The 14458-nt window shown below is 66.5% G+C and carries 16 protein-coding genes; 7 read left to right on the top strand and 9 right to left on the bottom strand.

Annotation, left to right across the window (positions count from 1 at the left end; genetic code table 11):
• Nucleotides 1–10: 10 nt before the first annotated feature.
• From AC5RVS_RS08305 to AC5RVS_RS08290, 4 genes are all read right to left on the bottom strand, one after another.
• Nucleotides 11–190, bottom strand: a complete 180-nt coding sequence (locus AC5RVS_RS08305) for a DUF3117 domain-containing protein (protein WP_127511285.1) — start codon at nt 188–190, stop codon at nt 11–13.
• Between the two features lie 173 nt (nt 191–363).
• A complete protein-coding gene (locus tag AC5RVS_RS08300) occupies nt 364–1608 on the bottom strand; it encodes a hypothetical protein (RefSeq protein ID WP_494107772.1) in 1245 nt (414 codons plus the stop codon).
• Nucleotides 1605–1997: a DivIVA domain-containing protein gene (locus tag AC5RVS_RS08295; RefSeq protein WP_494107771.1), complete on the bottom strand. Its 393-nt coding sequence runs from the start codon at nt 1995–1997 to the stop codon at nt 1605–1607. Before AC5RVS_RS08295 ends, AC5RVS_RS08300 begins: the two co-directional genes overlap by 4 nt.
• A gap of 34 nt (nt 1998–2031) precedes the next feature.
• On the bottom strand, nt 2032–2814 hold the full coding sequence (locus AC5RVS_RS08290; RefSeq protein WP_493989078.1) for an LOG family protein: 783 nt from the start codon (nt 2812–2814) through the stop codon (nt 2032–2034).
• Between the two features lie 163 nt (nt 2815–2977).
• Between AC5RVS_RS08290 and AC5RVS_RS08285 the strand changes: the two genes are divergently transcribed.
• The 4 genes from AC5RVS_RS08285 (at nt 2978) to AC5RVS_RS08270 (ending at nt 6342) form a co-directional block, all read left to right on the top strand.
• Nucleotides 2978–3796: an amino acid ABC transporter ATP-binding protein gene (locus AC5RVS_RS08285; protein WP_494107770.1), complete on the top strand. Its 819-nt coding sequence runs from the start codon at nt 2978–2980 to the stop codon at nt 3794–3796.
• Nucleotides 3797–3849: 53 nt separating this feature from the next.
• Nucleotides 3850–4719, top strand: a complete 870-nt coding sequence (locus AC5RVS_RS08280; protein ID WP_494107769.1) for a glutamate ABC transporter substrate-binding protein — start codon at nt 3850–3852, stop codon at nt 4717–4719.
• A 67-nt stretch (nt 4720–4786) separates the two neighbouring features.
• Entirely contained in the window at nt 4787–5482 is a 696-nt protein-coding gene (locus AC5RVS_RS08275; RefSeq protein WP_494107768.1) for an amino acid ABC transporter permease, read from the top strand.
• A complete protein-coding gene (locus AC5RVS_RS08270) occupies nt 5479–6342 on the top strand; it encodes an amino acid ABC transporter permease (protein ID WP_494107767.1) in 864 nt (287 codons plus the stop codon). The genes AC5RVS_RS08275 and AC5RVS_RS08270 overlap by 4 nt, the downstream gene beginning before the upstream one ends.
• 91 nt (nt 6343–6433) lie before the next feature.
• On the opposite strand, the gene dapE is transcribed toward AC5RVS_RS08270, so the two are convergent.
• Entirely contained in the window at nt 6434–7522 is a 1089-nt protein-coding gene (gene dapE, locus AC5RVS_RS08265) for a succinyl-diaminopimelate desuccinylase (RefSeq protein WP_494107766.1), read from the bottom strand.
• A gap of 80 nt (nt 7523–7602) precedes the next feature.
• Between dapE and dapD the strand changes: the two genes are divergently transcribed.
• Nucleotides 7603–8574 (top strand): 2,3,4,5-tetrahydropyridine-2,6-dicarboxylate N-succinyltransferase, encoded by a 972-nt coding sequence (gene dapD / locus AC5RVS_RS08260; RefSeq protein ID WP_494107765.1) that lies wholly within the window; start codon nt 7603–7605, stop codon nt 8572–8574.
• Nucleotides 8575–8594: 20 nt separating this feature from the next.
• Nucleotides 8595–9455 (top strand): hypothetical protein, encoded by an 861-nt coding sequence (locus tag AC5RVS_RS08255; RefSeq protein ID WP_494107764.1) that lies wholly within the window; start codon nt 8595–8597, stop codon nt 9453–9455.
• Between the two features lie 15 nt (nt 9456–9470).
• Here the strand turns inward: AC5RVS_RS08255 and AC5RVS_RS08250 are convergent, their stop codons facing one another.
• Nucleotides 9471–10082: a hypothetical protein gene (locus AC5RVS_RS08250; RefSeq protein ID WP_494107763.1), complete on the bottom strand. Its 612-nt coding sequence runs from the start codon at nt 10080–10082 to the stop codon at nt 9471–9473.
• Between the two features lie 185 nt (nt 10083–10267).
• Here AC5RVS_RS08250 and galE point away from each other — a divergent pair, with 185 nt between their 5' ends.
• Entirely contained in the window at nt 10268–11281 is a 1014-nt protein-coding gene (galE, locus tag AC5RVS_RS08245; protein WP_494107762.1) for a UDP-glucose 4-epimerase GalE, read from the top strand.
• Between the two features lie 214 nt (nt 11282–11495).
• Here galE and AC5RVS_RS08240 read toward each other — a convergent pair whose 3' ends face one another.
• The 3 genes from AC5RVS_RS08240 to fdxA all read right to left on the bottom strand — a co-directional run bounded on the left by AC5RVS_RS08240 (nt 11496) and on the right by fdxA (nt 14389).
• Nucleotides 11496–12779, bottom strand: a complete 1284-nt coding sequence (locus AC5RVS_RS08240) for a citrate synthase (protein WP_494107761.1) — start codon at nt 12777–12779, stop codon at nt 11496–11498.
• Nucleotides 12780–12932: 153 nt separating this feature from the next.
• Nucleotides 12933–14060 carry a succinyldiaminopimelate transaminase gene (gene dapC, locus AC5RVS_RS08235; protein WP_494107760.1) on the bottom strand — a complete coding sequence of 376 codons (1128 nt, stop codon included), beginning with the start codon at nt 14058–14060 and terminating at the stop codon, nt 12933–12935.
• A gap of 5 nt (nt 14061–14065) precedes the next feature.
• Nucleotides 14066–14389, bottom strand: coding sequence for a ferredoxin (fdxA, locus tag AC5RVS_RS08230; RefSeq protein ID WP_127511272.1), 324 nt, complete (start codon nt 14387–14389; stop codon nt 14066–14068).
• Nucleotides 14390–14458 lie beyond the last annotated feature (69 nt).

Here is a 14458-nt window from a genome sequence, read left to right as displayed (position 1 = left end):
CAAACGGTTCCTAGCTTGCCACGTCGCTGGTGACGCCGAGCAGGCAGTCCTTGAGGTTGCCCGCTTCTTCGGCGTTGAGTTCCAGCACCAGACGCCCGCCGCCGTCGATGGGCACCCGCAGGATGAGGCTCCGCCCCTCCTTGGTCACTTCCATCGGTCCGTCACCGGTACGCGGTTTCATCGCAGCCATCTGGGAATTCCCTTCCGCCATGGGGCAGCCCGATCCGTGATCGCCCTGCCCGCCAACCTCACATCGGCGGCCTTGGTTCCCCGGCCGCCATGTCCAACCACTACCCATTATCGCGTACATCACAACCGGGTGCTAATTTCCGCGACACGCGGTCCCTCGGCAACCCGCTGGCGCTAGGGCGGATAGTCCCCGCCACCGGGCAGCTCGGCCCATGACCAGAGCCAGGTGACCCAGACAATCTGCCCCGCCAGGAACATCACTGCCAGGCACACACGGTAGGCCCGGCTGCGCGATACGAAGGCCGCCGCCAAAGCCAGCGGAAAGAGCGGAAGCAACAACCGGAAGGTGCTGGTCTGCGGATGAAGAAAGGCCAGCAGATAGCCCAGGTAGCAGGCGCACCACAGCCTCAGGTCTGCCCCGATGTTCCGGGTCGGCGCGCAGCAGAGGAACCAGGCCGCCGCGGCTACCAGCAGCAGCGGGGCGATCATTCCGCCCAACAGCCCGAACAGGTTCACGCCCATGTCGAACCAGGGCCTGAACAGGATCAGGTCTTCGCCCCGCCAGGCGGTTTCCGTCTCGGTGTACGCGGTCATCTCGCCCGTGACGGACCAGGCCAGCACCGGCCAGGCGAGGGCCGCGGCACAGCTGACCAGCGCCAGCGCGGCTGCGCGGAGGAGTTCCGGGGTCTGGAGCGGATCGGTGCGGCGCTGTTTGATCCGCCACAGCAGGTGCAGGCCGGCGAGCGCGGCGAAGGGCACGCCAACGGGCCGGGAGAGGCACATCAGCACGACCACGGGGATCGCCAGCACGTACTTCCGCTGCAACAGCAGCAGCAGTGCCGCCGCCAGCAGCGCCAGGTTCAGCGATTCGGCGTACGGAACCTGGAGGATCGGCGAGACCGGAAAGACCGCCACGAAGACCACGGCCCACAGCGCGGTGCCGTGGGGAGCATAGCGGCGGAAAATCTTGTAGATGAGCAGCACGGCGGCAAAGCCTGCGAGGGTGGCAACCAACGGTGCCAGCAACTGCCACCCCAGCCCGGTGGCCGTGGCCAGGACGCGGACGATGCCGGGGAAAAGAGCGTAGAACGCCCACTGGTTCTCGTCGACCCGCCCGTCCTGGCCGCGCGGAATATCGGTGGGATAGCCCTCCAGGTAGACCTGCCGGTACCAGGCGCTGTCCCAGATTCCGATGAAGGACAGATAGTCAGGATGCGCGCGGGTCCACGGATTCGGGCCCTGCTGACGGGCCACCGCGAGGAAGACCAGCAGCGAATACAGCCGGGAAAGGGCGTAGAGCGCGGACACCTGGACCCACCACGGCCAGCCGGAGATCCGCCGGCGCCAGAAGGAAAGCTCCGCGTGCACGGCCTCCCGAAGCACCCGTGTCCGCGGAAGGCGGTCCTGCACCCCCGTCATCCTTCCCGAGCCGGGTGGGCACCGCCGTCGTGCTGTGGCTGTTCCTGGCTCAGTTGCCGGATCAGGCGCTCCTTGGCTCCCAGCTCTGCCCGCAGGACGTCCAGCACTTCATCCACCTGGTCCATCCGGTAGCCCCGCAGGGCGGTGGAAAACCGGACGCTGTCCAGGTCTTCGGCGCGGGGGTGTTCGGGCAGCAGAACCGCCGGCAGCCGTGCCTCGTGCTCGCTCAGGCCCTGGAGGGCGGCCACGTGCCCTCGCTCCCAGGCGGTGCCGGTGCCGCCGCCGTCCGCACTGTCAGCGGCTGCCTTCTTCCGGGCCCACCGCCCGGATGCAGCAACAGCGGCCGCACCTGCAACGGCAATGGCAAGGAAGACGAGGAATGCGCTCACAGCACCATCGTGCCAGAGAGGACGTCCCGCCGGGTCAAAATCCGGAGCGGGGAGACAACCCGGAGATGATCTGCTCGACTGCTTCCTCGGCGGTATCCACCACACTGACCAGGTCGAGATCCGTCTCCGCGATCATTGCTTCCGCCAGGAGCGTGTTGCGGATCCAGTCGATCAGCGGCGACCAGAATGCCGTGCCCACCAGCACGATCGGGAAGGATGTCACCTTCTTCGTCTGGACCAGCACCATTGCCTCGAACAGCTCGTCGAGCGTGCCCAGCCCGCCGGGGAGCACGATGAACCCCTGGGCGTACTTGACGAACATGGTCTTGCGGGCGAAGAAATACCGGAAATTGATGCCCAGGTCCACCCAGTTGTTGAGCCCCTGCTCGAACGGCAGTTCGATGCCCAGCCCGACCGACACGCCGCCGGCCTCGCTGGCCCCCTTGTTGGCCGCCTCCATCGAACCGGGCCCGCCGCCGGTGATGACCGCGAAATTGTGCCGGACCAGCAGCTGCCCGATCTCTTCGGCTATGGCGTAGTGCTTGCTGCCTTGCCGGGTGCGGGCCGAACCGAAGACGCTGATCGCCGGGCCGAGGTCGGCCAGGGTGCCGAAACCTTCGACGAATTCGCTCTGGATCCGCAGCACGCGCCAGGGATCGGTGTGCGTAAACTCCGCCCGGTCCTTGGTGTCCAGCAGGTACTGGTCAGCCTGCGGGATGTCCGCCTGGCGGCGCCGCAGCTCCACTGGTCCCTTGAAACGGGTTTTCGGTGCGCCCGGAAGTTGCGACGGGAGCGGAATGTCTTGCTGGTTTGTCATTTCCCAAGGCTACAGATTCGCCGGCCATCCGTGGCGGTTTCCCCCGTTTCAGTGGCAATTCGGCGTCCAAGCGGTGCGGGGCGCAGGTTGCTCTTAAATCACGATTCCGGCGGTTCGGTCGCGAATGCATTGCTTGAAGGGAATCTTTCGCTAGATTCGTTCCATGACCAGTGACGCATCGCACAGTAAAACGCCGCCTGCCGCTCCGGCGGCGGCAACCGGAGCCACGTCCGCCGTCCCGGCGGGCCAGCCGCTGGTGTCCCTGAAGAACGTCAACAAGCACTTCGGTTCCCTCCACGTGCTGCAGGACATCAACCTGGAGGTCACCAAGGGCGAAGTGGTGGTCGTGATCGGGCCGTCGGGTTCCGGCAAGTCCACCCTCTGCCGGGCGATCAACCGCCTGGAGACCATCGACGACGGCGAGATCCTGATCGACGGCGAGAGAATGCCGGCCGAGGGCAAGGCTCTGGCCAAGCTGCGGGCCGACGTCGGCATGGTGTTCCAATCCTTCAACCTCTTTGCCCACAAATCGATCCTGGAGAACGTCACCCTGGGACCGATCAAGGTCAAGGGGATGAAGCCGTCCGAGGCCAAGGAACTGGCCATGAGCCTACTTGAGCGCGTAGGCGTCGCCAACCAGTCGCAGAAGCTGCCGGCCCAGCTCTCCGGCGGCCAGCAACAGCGCGTGGCGATTGCGCGGGCACTGGCGATGAAGCCGAAGGTGATGCTCTTCGACGAGCCCACCTCGGCACTGGATCCGGAAATGATCAACGAAGTGCTCGACACCATGGTGCAGTTGGCCAGCGAAGGGATGACCATGATCGTGGTCACGCACGAGATGGGCTTTGCCCGCAAGGCGGCGGACCGGGTGCTCTTCATGGCTGACGGCCAGATCGTGGAGCAGGCCACGCCGGAAGAATTCTTCACCAATCCGAAGAGCACCCGCGCCAAGGACTTCCTGGGCAAAATCCTCGAACACTGACCCCTCACACCTGGCCCTTCACTGACGGAGGGCCGACAACGCAAGGAGAGAATATGCGAAAGACCCGTTATGGAATGGCTGCCATGGCAGCCGGAGCCGCGCTCGTGCTGTCCGCGTGCGGTGGCGGCGGCGGCACAGGCGGCGAAGGCGGCGGCGGCGAGACTGCCGGCGGCGGCACAGGCGGCGGCGAAGGCATCCGCGTCGGCATCAAGTACGATCAGCCGGGCCTGGGCTTTTCCTCCGGCGGCCAGTTCACCGGCTTCGACGTGGATGTAGCCAAGTACGTGGCCAACGAGCTGGGCTATTCGGAGGACCAGATCGAATTCGTCGAGTCGCCGTCGGCCAACCGCGAAAACATGCTCGCCAACAACCAGGTGGACATGATCTTCGCGACGTACTCCATCACCGACGAGCGCAAGCAGACGGTTGACTTCGCCGGACCGTACTTCGTGGCGGGCCAGGATCTGCTGGTCCGGACCGATGACACCGAAATCACCGGCCCGGATGCGCTCAACGGCAAGAACCTCTGCTCGGTGACCGGCTCCACCTCCGCCCAGCGCATCAAGGACGAGCACGCCGCCGGAGTGAACCTGGTCGAGCGGCCCAGCTACGCCGAGTGCGTGACCGCCATGCAGGGCGGGCAGATCGACGCGGTGACCACCGACGACATCATCCTGGCCGGACTCGCGGCGCAGCCGAACAACGCCGGCAAGTACAAGGTGGTCGGCAACCCGTTCTCGGAGGAGAACTACGGCGTCGGCCTGCCGAAGGGCTCCGAGCTGTGCGCGGACATCAACGCAGCCATCAACAAGATGGTCGAGGAAGGTGCCTGGGAAGAAGCCCTCGCGAAGAACACCGAGGGTGTGGACTACTCCTACAACAAGGACCTGAACCCGCCGAAGCCGGGCGAAGCCTGCGCCTAGCAACATCTGTTGTGGGGCGGGGCTCTCCCGCCCCACAACATGGCCTGCCTCTTCCCACCGAAAGGGGATGGACAGTTTGTCCGAGTACTTCCAGAGCTACCTGACGGCGCTGGAGACCTACGACGTCGTCGGAGCCTTGTGGGTCAATATTCAGCTCGCTTTTTGGGCCGCCCTGGGTTCGTTGGTGCTGGGTACCGTCCTGGCCCTGATGCGCATTTCACCGGTGCCCAGCTTCCGTTGGGCCGGCGCGGCGTACGTCAACGTCTTCCGGAACACGCCGCTGACCATCATCATGGTGTTCTGCATTCTGGTGGCGGTCTTCCAGCTTCAGCTGAACCTCTCCGGCGATTTCGACTTCAACTTCTTCCTCTGGGCCATCGTCGGGCTGTCCGTCTACCACGCGGCCTTCGTCTGCGAATCCATCCGCAGCGGCGTCAACACCGTGCCCCTGGGACAGGCCGAGGCCGCCCGTGCCATCGGGCTGAGCTTCCTGCCGGCGGCCCGGATGGTCATCCTGCCCCAGGCCTTCCGGGGCGCCGTGGCACCGCTGGGCAACACCATGATCGCCCTGACCAAGAACACCACGGTGGCAACGGCGGCGTCGGTCGCCGAATCCGCCGGGCTGATGAAAACCATGATCGAGTTCCGGCCGGATGTCATCATGGCCATTTTCGCGACCTTCGCCATCGGCTTCGTGATCATCGTGCTGCCGATCGGCCTGGTGACCACTTGGCTCTCCAAGAAACTGGCGGTGTCACGATGAACATCAAGCAGAGCGTCCTCTTCGACGCGCCCGGCCCGAAGGCCCGTGCGCGGATCATGGTCACCAACGTCATCGGCATCCTGATCTTCCTCGGCGCGGCGATCTTCGTCATCGTCGGATTGAACGACAAAGGGCAGTTGGCACCCGAACTGTGGACGCCGTTCCTGACCGGGGAGGTCTGGCAGTTCACCATTCTGCCGGGCCTAATCAATACCTTTAAGGCAGCGGCAGTCTCGATCCTCACGTCCGTGGTCTTCGGATTGCTCTTTGGCGTGGGCAGGCTCGCCTCAAACGGCCCCCTCCGGTGGCTCTGCGGAGTGATCGTCGAACTCTTACGGGCTGTCCCGGTGTTGCTGATGATGATTTTCTTCTGGCTCCTGTTTGGGCAGCTGAGAATCGGCACCCCTGCGGACATCCCGTTTTACGCCGTCGTGACGGCCCTGACGCTGTACAACGGATCGGTGATCGCTGAACTGGTCCGCTCCGGCGTGTTCGGCCTGCCCAAGGGCCAGCGTGAAGCCGGGATGGCGATCGGCATGAGCCGTGGCCAGTCGTTGCGCAGCATCGAACTGCCGCAGGCCCTGGTGGCCATGCTGCCGGCCCTGGTCAGCCAATTCGTCGTGATCTTGAAGGACTCAGCCCTCGGCTACATCATCACCTACTCCGAGTTGCTGCGGTCGATGCAGATTTACGGCTCCGCCGGTCCGATCCTGCAGTCGCTGACGATAGCGGCCGTCCTCTTCATCGTCGTCAACTTCGCCTTGTCCTGGGTAGCCAACTGGCTCTCCAAGTTCCTGAGCAGCCGGACCGCTGGCGAGACCACGCCGCTGACCACGCAGCCGATGGCCGTCAAGGTGTGACCGGCTGCCGCTGACCGTCCGACAGGGAAGGGGAGGATGCCTGCGCGTCCTCCCCTTCCCTGTTGCCCGGCGCGCCGGCTGCCGCTGCCGGTCAGGTCGTCAGCCAGCGGCGCAGCGCCGCCCGGCACTCGCGGACGGCCTGCGCCGGCACGTGTTCGTTGTCGGTGTGGGCCAGCAGCGCGTCGCCGGGGCCGAAGTTGACGGCCGGAATCCCCAGCTCGCTGAACCGCGCCACGTCGGTCCAGCCGTACTTGGGCTTCGGCTCCGCCCCCACGGCGGCAACGAATTCGGCGGCGGCGGGATGGTTCAGGCCGGGCCGCGCCCCGGCCGCGGCATCCGTGCACACCACCGTGAAGCCCTCCAGCAGGTTGCGCACGTACCGCTCGGCGTCCCCGGGTGTCTTGTCCGGTGCGAACCGGTAATTGATTTCCACCGTGGTGCTGTCCGGAATGATGTTGCCGGCTGTGCCGCCCCTGATCTTCACCGCGTTCAGGCTTTCGCGGTAGTCCAGTCCGTCCACCGTGACAGTGGCCGGTTCATGGTCCCGGAGCCGGACCAGGATCTCAGCCGCCGCGTGGATCGCGTTGACGCCCCGCCACGCGCGGGCCGAATGCGCCGCCTGGCCGAGCGTGCTCGCTTCGAACCGGGCCGTGCCGTTGCAGCCGCCTTCCACGGTTCCGTCGGTCGGTTCCAGCAAGATGGCGAAGTCGGCCTGCAGCAGCTGCGGGTGGTTGCGCACCAGCCGGCCCAGTCCGCTCAGCGACGCGTCCACTTCCTCATGGTCGTAGAAAACGTAGGTGACGTCGCGGCCCGGCGCGGTCAGCTCGGCGGCCAGCGCCAACTGCACCGCTACCCCGCCCTTCATGTCGGTGGCGCCGCGACCATACAGCACGTCTCCGTCCCACACCGACGGCACCGTACCGCGGGAGCCGGGCACGGCCGGCAACGGTACGGTATCCAGGTGGCCGGCCAGGATAACCCGCTCCGGCCGCCCCAGCTGCGTGCGGGCCACTATGGCGTCGCCGTCACGCGCCACCTTCAGGTGCGGCAGGGCACGCAAGGCGGCTTCCACGGCGTCGGCGAGGGCGGTTTCGTTGCCGGACACGCTGTTGATGTCGATCAGCGCCGCGGTCAGGTCGGCGACGTCGGCGGTCAAGTCCAGGGCGATGGTGGGAGTCACTCCCCCAGCTTAGCCAGACGTCCGCCTGCTCACCTTCCCGGCATCACCGGGCCTCCGGCACGCTCGGTAGACTTGCATCCATGACCGCGAGCACCACCGCACACACCGCGCCCCGCACCGCCCACGGCACCGGCCTGGCCACCGTCACCGACAACGGCACCGTCCTCGACGTCTGGTATCCCGCCCCGGGCTTAGGCCCTGCCCGCGCCGCCCGGGACGCGGAGGACGGCCTCGAGGCCGACGCCGCCGACGGCGCCGACGCGGACCGCGGCACCCATCTGGAGGTACTCACACGCAGCATCGACCTGGACGCTGCGCCCGCCGACACCGCTGACGCCTACCTCCGCCTGCATCTGCTCTCCCACCGCCTCGTCACACCCAATTCGCTGAACATGGACGGCATTTTCGGGCAGCTGCCCAACGTGGTCTGGACCAACTTCGGCCCGTGCGCCGTGGACGGTTTCGAATCGGTCCGCCGCCGCCTGCGCCGCCGCGGCCAGGTCACCGTCTTCGGCGTGGACAAGTTTCCGCGCATGGTCGACTACGTGGTCCCCTCCGGCGTGCGGATTTCCGATGCCGACCGCGTCCGCCTCGGCGCGCATCTGGCCGCCGGGACCACCGTGATGCACGAAGGCTTCGTCAACTTCAATGCCGGCACGCTGGGCACTTCCATGGTCGAGGGCCGCATTTCCGCGGGCGTCATCGTGGCGGACGGTTCGGACGTCGGCGGCGGCGCCTCGATCATGGGCACGCTCTCCGGCGGGGGGAAGGAACGGATCAGCATCGGCGAGCGCGTGCTGCTGGGCGCCAACTCGGGCGTCGGCATCAGCATCGGCGACGACTGCGTGGTCGAGGCCGGCCTGTACGTCACCGCCGGAACCCGGGTGAGCCTGATCGACGTTGCCACCGGGGACCACCGCCAGGTCAAGGCCGTGGAGCTCTCCGGCATGCCCAATCTCCTGTTCCGCCGAAACTCCACCAGCGGCGCGGTGGAAGTCCTGCCGCGCAAGGGCCAGAGCGTCGAGCTCAACGCGGTCCTGCACGCCAACTAGCAGTTCCGGACGGCACCGCCATGTCCCGGCAAGCCCGTGCACGCAGGACACGCAGCCTGCTCAGCCTGATCGTCCTGTTGGCCCTGGTCGGCGGTGCCGCCTACTTCGCCGCCACCTTCATTGACCGTTCCCAAACCCTGGTCCGGGAGCGGTGCACCGCCGTCGTTGGTTCAGACACCTTCGAACTGGCACCTGACCAGGCCGCGAACGCGGCGCTCATCTCCGGGATTGCCATCGGGCGCGGGCTGCCCGCACGCGCCGCATCGATCGCCCTCGCGACGGCCATCCAGGAGTCGAAGCTGCGCAACATCGACTACGGCGATACGGCCGGCCCCGACTCCCGGGGCCTGTTCCAGCAGCGGCCGTCCCAGGGCTGGGGCACCGAGGAACAGGTGCAGGACCCGGTGTACGCGGCAAACAAGTTTTACGAGGTGCTCGAACAGGTCCCGGGCTATGAGTCCATGCCGGTGACCGACGCGGCCCAGACCGTCCAGCGCAGCGCCTATCCGCTGGCCTACGCGGACCATGAGCCCGAAGCCAAGGCCTTCGCTTCGGCACTGACCGGCCACTCGCCTGCCGCCCTGAACTGTGTGCTCAAGGATGCCGAGGCAGCCGGCGACCCCGCTGTCGTCCTGGCGCAACTGGAGGCCATGCATCCGGGCCTGGAGATGGCCGTCGCCGGCCGGGAGGTCCGGGTGGCCGCAACCGATGAGCGGGGCTGGGCCGTGGCGCAGTGGGCGGTGGCTTCTGCCAAGGAGCTCGGCCTTGAGTCGGTTGCCCATGCGGGCCTGCGCTGGCAGCGTGACGACGGCGGCTGGGTCGGCGCTGATAGCGACACCGGCTACGTCGTGATCACCGTGGCGCAGGGGTCGGCCGCCTGAGTTACCCGCGCGCGGCTAGACGATGAGCTCGACGATCGGCTGAAGGTAACTGCGGAAGGCACCTTCGTCGTCCATCAGTGTCTGGCACAACAGCACCCGGTCCGGCTCCACGAACCAGGCACGCGGCTCGCACAGCGGCAGTTCGATGAGCTTCAGCTCGAAGGCCCGCGCGGCACGTCCGAGTTCCATTTCCCGGTCCTGGACCAGTTCGCGGATCAACCCGGTGGTGCCCTTGGCCTCACGTTCCTGCGCCAATTTCCCGTACTCGGCCATCCGGGCCCGGGCCCAGCTCATCCCGGCGCCAAAGTGGGCCTGCAGCAGCCGCTGCAGCGCGGGGCTGCCGGCGAAGGCGGGAAAGGACGGCGGTGCCAGTTTCGCGGCGTTGCCCGGGCGGTCACGGACCAGGTCCTCCCACCACTTCTCCCACTCGTCCCGCAGCGCCGCCGGGCCGCCGACATGCGCGGTCAGCTGGGTGGGATCGGCGGTGCGGACCGTCGGCAACACCGGCGAGACCGCCGGCCAGCCGGCTCCGGCCAGGCCGGCGACGTCGCGAAGGTAGAGTGCCAGCAGCATGTGTCCCGAAGTGTCTGCGGTGATCCGCCACCCTGGCCCACCCGTCTCGTGCATCCTGTCCGCGTCCTTTCGCTCGGACCGACGACGCAGCTAATCTGCAGTGGCTCCCGCTGCGGGTGCCGCCCGCGGGGTTCCCCCGCTGCCCGTATTTCAACTCTAGACCTTGCTGTCCAGCCCTGTACTGAACCCGCTGCGGACCGTACCGGGGAGACGGGGGGTGAGCTACTAAGCTGGTTGGCATGAGAATTTTGGTCACCGGAGGAACCGGCTTCATCGGCTCGCACACCACGCTCGCCCTGCTGGAGGCGGGGCACGACGTGGTGGTGCTCGACAACCTGGCCAATTCCAGCGAAGAGTCGCTGCGCCGGGTCCAGGAGCTGGCCGGCCGGCAGGCACGGTTCCACCAGGCCGACCTCCTGGACGAGGCCGCGCTGAACCGGGTGTTGGAGGCCGAATCCGTGGACGCCGTGATCCACTTTGCCGGCTTGAAGGCCGTCGGCGAGTCCGTCGAAAAACCTTTGCACTACTACCACAACAACGTGGGCGGCACGCTGAACCTGCTCCGCGCGATGGACACCCACAACGTCCGCACGATCGTTTTCAGTTCCTCTGCCACCGTGTACGGCGCCACCGAGGAAGTGCCGCTGACCGAGAAGCTTCCGCTGGACGCGATCAATCCCTACGGCCGGACCAAGGAGCAGATCGAGGACATCCTGTCCGATCTGGGCGATTCCGACTCGCGCTGGCATGTGGCCCTGTTGCGCTACTTCAACCCCGTCGGCGCGCATGAAAGCGGGCGGATCGGTGAAGATCCGACGGGCGTGCCGAACAACCTGCTGCCGTTCGTGGCGCAGGTGGCCGTGGGCCGCCGGGACAAGGTCCGCGTCTTCGGCAGCGACTACCCGACGCCGGACGGCACCGGCGTGCGCGACTACATCCATGTGATGGACCTGGCCGCCGGACACCTGGCGGCCTTGGACTTCATTGCCGACCGGCCCGGAGTCCGCCGCTGGAACCTGGGCACCGGCAAGGGCTCGTCCGTGCTGGAGGTGCTCGCCGCGTTTGGCAAGGCCGCTGGATTCGACATCCCCTACGAGCTGACCGACCGGCGCCCGGGCGACGCCGCCATCAGCTATGCCGACCCTTCGGCCGCGTTGGCCGAGCTCGGCTGGTCGGCCGTGAAGAACCTCGAGCAGATGTGCGAGGACCACTGGCGCTGGCAGAAGAACAACCCGAACGGCTACGCCGGCTGACCAAACGGTGCAGGCGGCAGGCGGGGATTATCGTAAGCGCGCATCGCCGAGCGAGGAACGAGCGCAAGCGAGCAGCGAGGGACCCGGCCTGAGCTTGCGAAGGTCGGGAAGCTGCGAACGGCTAAGCGCGTCGATGATCTCCGCCTGAAGCACAACGAACGGCCCCCGGATTGCGCCGGGGGCCGTTGGCGTTAAGGCGTGCTCCGCCGTCGTACTAGCGGGCCGGGTACTCGCGCTCCTGCGCACCCGTGTACAGCTGCCGGGGGCGGCCGATCTTGGTCTGCGGATCCTTGATCATTTCCCGCCACTGGGCGATCCAGCCGGGCAGGCGGCCGATGGCGAACAGCACGGTGAACATCTTCTCCGGGAAGCCCATGGCCTTATAGATCAGGCCGGTGTAGAAGTCCACGTTCGGGTACAGCTTGCGCTCGATGAAGTAGTCGTCCGCCAGCGCCTTCTCTTCCAGGCGCATGGCGATGTCCAGCAGTTCGTCGTTGCCGCCGAGCTTGCCCAGGATCTCGTGCGCGGTGGCCTTGACCAGGCGGGCGCGCGGATCATAGTTCTTGTAGACGCGGTGCCCGAAGCCCATCAGGCGCACGCCTTCTTCCTTGTTCTTGACCTTTTCCATGAACTGCTCCGGGGCCTGGCCGCTGGCCTGGATTTGGCGGAGCATGTTCAGCACGGCCTCGTTGGCACCGCCGTGGAGCGGACCGAACAGGGCGTTGATGCCGGCGGAGACGGACGCGAACATGTTGGCGTTGGAACTGCCCACCAGGCGCACGGTGGACGTAGAGCAGTTCTGCTCGTGGTCTGCGTGCAGGATCAACAGCAGGTCCAGCGCCTTCACCACGGTCGGGTCCAGCTCGTAGGGCTCGGCCGGCAGGCCGAAGCTCAGGCGCAGGAAGTTCTCCACCAGGTTCATGGAGTTGTCCGGGTAGAGCAGGGCCTGTCCGATGGACTTCTTGTGCGCGTAGGCGGCGATGACCGGGAGCTTGGCCATCAGGCGGATGGTGGAGAGTTCCACCTGCTCGTCGTCGAACGGATCCAGCGAGTCCTGGTAGAAGGTCGACAGGGCGCTGACCGCGGAGGAGAGCACCGGCATCGGGTGTGCGTCGCGCGGGAATCCGCCGAAGAAGCCCTTGAGCTCTTCGTGCAGCAGGGTGTGGCGGCGGATTTTCTGGTCGAAGGACTCCAGCTCGGTGGGCGTGGGCAGTTCGCCGTAAATCAGCAGGTAGGACACTTCGAGGAAGCTTGAGTGCTCGGCCAGCTGCTCGATCGGATAGCCGCGGTAGCGGAGCACACCGGCGTCGCCGTCGATGTAGGTGATGGCGGAGGTGGTCGCCGCAGTGTTCATGAACCCCGGGTCGAAGGTGACCGCGCCGGTCTGCTTCAGCAGTTTGGATACGTCGTAGCCGTCGTTGCCTTCGGCGGCCTTGAGCCGTGGGAGTTCGAGTTCGCCGCCGTCGAAGTGCAGCTTGGCACCGGTCTGCTCAGTCATTGAGTCCCCTTCAGGAGGTTTGGAAGCTTAGGGCACGCCGGCGCTTGTGGCACTGACCATGCACATACTCGGGTAAAACGCTACCCGTAGAGTCACGGATATATCTAATCCAAGACATATATTTTTGTTCATATCCACAGTCAGGCGCCGGGATCAGGAAAGCCGTTCGACGGCGGCGTCGATCCGTTCGTCGCTGCCGGTCAACGCAACCCGGACGTAGCCGCTGCCGGCCTCGCCGTAGAACACGCCGGGCCCGATGACAATGCCCAGCTCGGCAAGGCGGCCCACGGTGGTCCATGTATCTTCCCCCGCGGTCCCCCACAGGTAAAGGCCGGCCTCGGAATGGCGGATCTGCACGCCGAAATTCTCCAGCGCCGGCAGCAGCCGCTCGCGCCGGCTCCGGTACAGGTCCTTCTGCTCCTGCACGTGCGCGTCGTCCCGCAGGGCGGCGCGCATCGCGGCCTGGACCGGGAACGGCACGATCATGCCCGCATGCTTGCGGCTGTTGATGATGTTCGGCATCAGCGCCGGGTCTCCGGCCAGGAAGGCGGCACGGTAGCCGGCGAGGTTTGACTGCTTGCTGAGCGAGTAGGTGCACAGCAGGCCCTCGTGTGAGCCCTGCGCGACGTACGGATCCAGCACGCTCGGCACGGCCTGCCCGCCGCGGGCGGTGTCCCAGGCGCCCCAGCCGAGCTCCGCGTAGCATTCGTCGGAGGCGACGACGGCGCCCAGGCTGCGGGCATCCTCCACCAGGGTGCGCAGCTCTGCCCGGTCGCGCACAAGGCCGGTGGGGTTTCCCGGCGAGTTGACCCACACCAGTTTCACCCGGCTCCTGGTCTGCGCATCCAGATCCGCCAGGTTGTCGGCCGCCACCGGGGTCGCGCCGGCCAGGATGGCGCCGATGTCGTACGTCGGATACGCCACGACGGGGCGCACTACGATGTCGCCCGCCCCTAGTCCCAGCAAGGTGGGCAGCCAGGCGACCAGTTCCTTCGAACCGACGGTGGGCATGACCGCTTCCGGATCCATCCCGGGAACGTTTCGACGGCGCCCGAACCACTCCACGATCGCTTCCCGCAGTTCGGCGGTGCCGTGCGTCGTCGGGTAGCCCGGGGCGTCGGCGGCTGCGGCCAAGGCGTCCCGGACGACGGCCGGAGTGGGGTCAACCGGCGTGCCGATGGACAGGTTCACCGTGCCGCCCGGGTGTTCGGCCGCTTTTTGCGCGTAGGGCGCCATGGCGTCCCACGGGTAGTCCGGCAACTGCAGGCCGAAAGAACTCATCGAGTTCAGTCTTGGTTCTGCGGCGGCAGCGCGGCGATCAGCGGGTGGTCCTTGTGGGTGTTGCCCAGCTTGGCGGCACCGCCCGGGGAACCCAGATCGTCGAAGAACTCCACGTTGGCCTTGTAGTAGTCGGCCCACTCCTCGGGAGTGTCATCTTCGTAGTAGATGGCTTCGACCGGGCAGACCGGTTCGCACGCGCCGCAATCGACACATTCATCCGGGTGGATGTACAAGGACCGTTCACCTTCGTAGATACAGTCCACCGGGCATTCTTCGATACATGCCTTGTCTTTTACATCCACGCACGGCTGTGCGATTACGTACGTCACGTCCGTCAGCACCTTTCTGAACAGTTCCCTCTAGCGTATCGGTTGGGACCATTATCTCCCCAGCCGGGG

Source organism: Arthrobacter sp. Y3221048 (genome assembly GCF_059092685.1).
Note: the sequence above shows the minus strand (reverse complement) of the source record. Positions and strands in the feature narration are given on the sequence as shown.

Excerpts from the sequence above, each read along its gene's own strand:
- AC5RVS_RS08305 (WP_127511285.1), bottom strand. The coding sequence starts at position 190 with ATGGCTGCGATGAAACCGCGTACCGGTGACGGACCGATGGAAGTGACC.
- AC5RVS_RS08300 (WP_494107772.1), bottom strand. The coding sequence starts at position 1,608 with ATGACGGGGGTGCAGGACCGCCTTCCGCGGACACGGGTGCTTCGGGAG.
- AC5RVS_RS08290 (WP_493989078.1), bottom strand. The coding sequence starts at position 2,814 with ATGACAAACCAGCAAGACATTCCGCTCCCGTCGCAACTTCCGGGCGCA.
- AC5RVS_RS08285 (WP_494107770.1), top strand. The coding sequence starts at position 2,978 with ATGACCAGTGACGCATCGCACAGTAAAACGCCGCCTGCCGCTCCGGCG.
- AC5RVS_RS08280 (WP_494107769.1), top strand. The coding sequence starts at position 3,850 with ATGCGAAAGACCCGTTATGGAATGGCTGCCATGGCAGCCGGAGCCGCG.
- AC5RVS_RS08275 (WP_494107768.1), top strand. The coding sequence starts at position 4,787 with ATGGACAGTTTGTCCGAGTACTTCCAGAGCTACCTGACGGCGCTGGAG.
- AC5RVS_RS08270 (WP_494107767.1), top strand. The coding sequence starts at position 5,479 with ATGAACATCAAGCAGAGCGTCCTCTTCGACGCGCCCGGCCCGAAGGCC.
- dapD (WP_494107765.1), top strand. The coding sequence starts at position 7,603 with ATGACCGCGAGCACCACCGCACACACCGCGCCCCGCACCGCCCACGGC.
- AC5RVS_RS08255 (WP_494107764.1), top strand. The coding sequence starts at position 8,595 with ATGTCCCGGCAAGCCCGTGCACGCAGGACACGCAGCCTGCTCAGCCTG.
- AC5RVS_RS08250 (WP_494107763.1), bottom strand. The coding sequence starts at position 10,082 with ATGCACGAGACGGGTGGGCCAGGGTGGCGGATCACCGCAGACACTTCG.
- galE (WP_494107762.1), top strand. The coding sequence starts at position 10,268 with ATGAGAATTTTGGTCACCGGAGGAACCGGCTTCATCGGCTCGCACACC.
- AC5RVS_RS08240 (WP_494107761.1), bottom strand. The coding sequence starts at position 12,779 with ATGACTGAGCAGACCGGTGCCAAGCTGCACTTCGACGGCGGCGAACTC.
- dapC (WP_494107760.1), bottom strand. The coding sequence starts at position 14,060 with ATGAGTTCTTTCGGCCTGCAGTTGCCGGACTACCCGTGGGACGCCATG.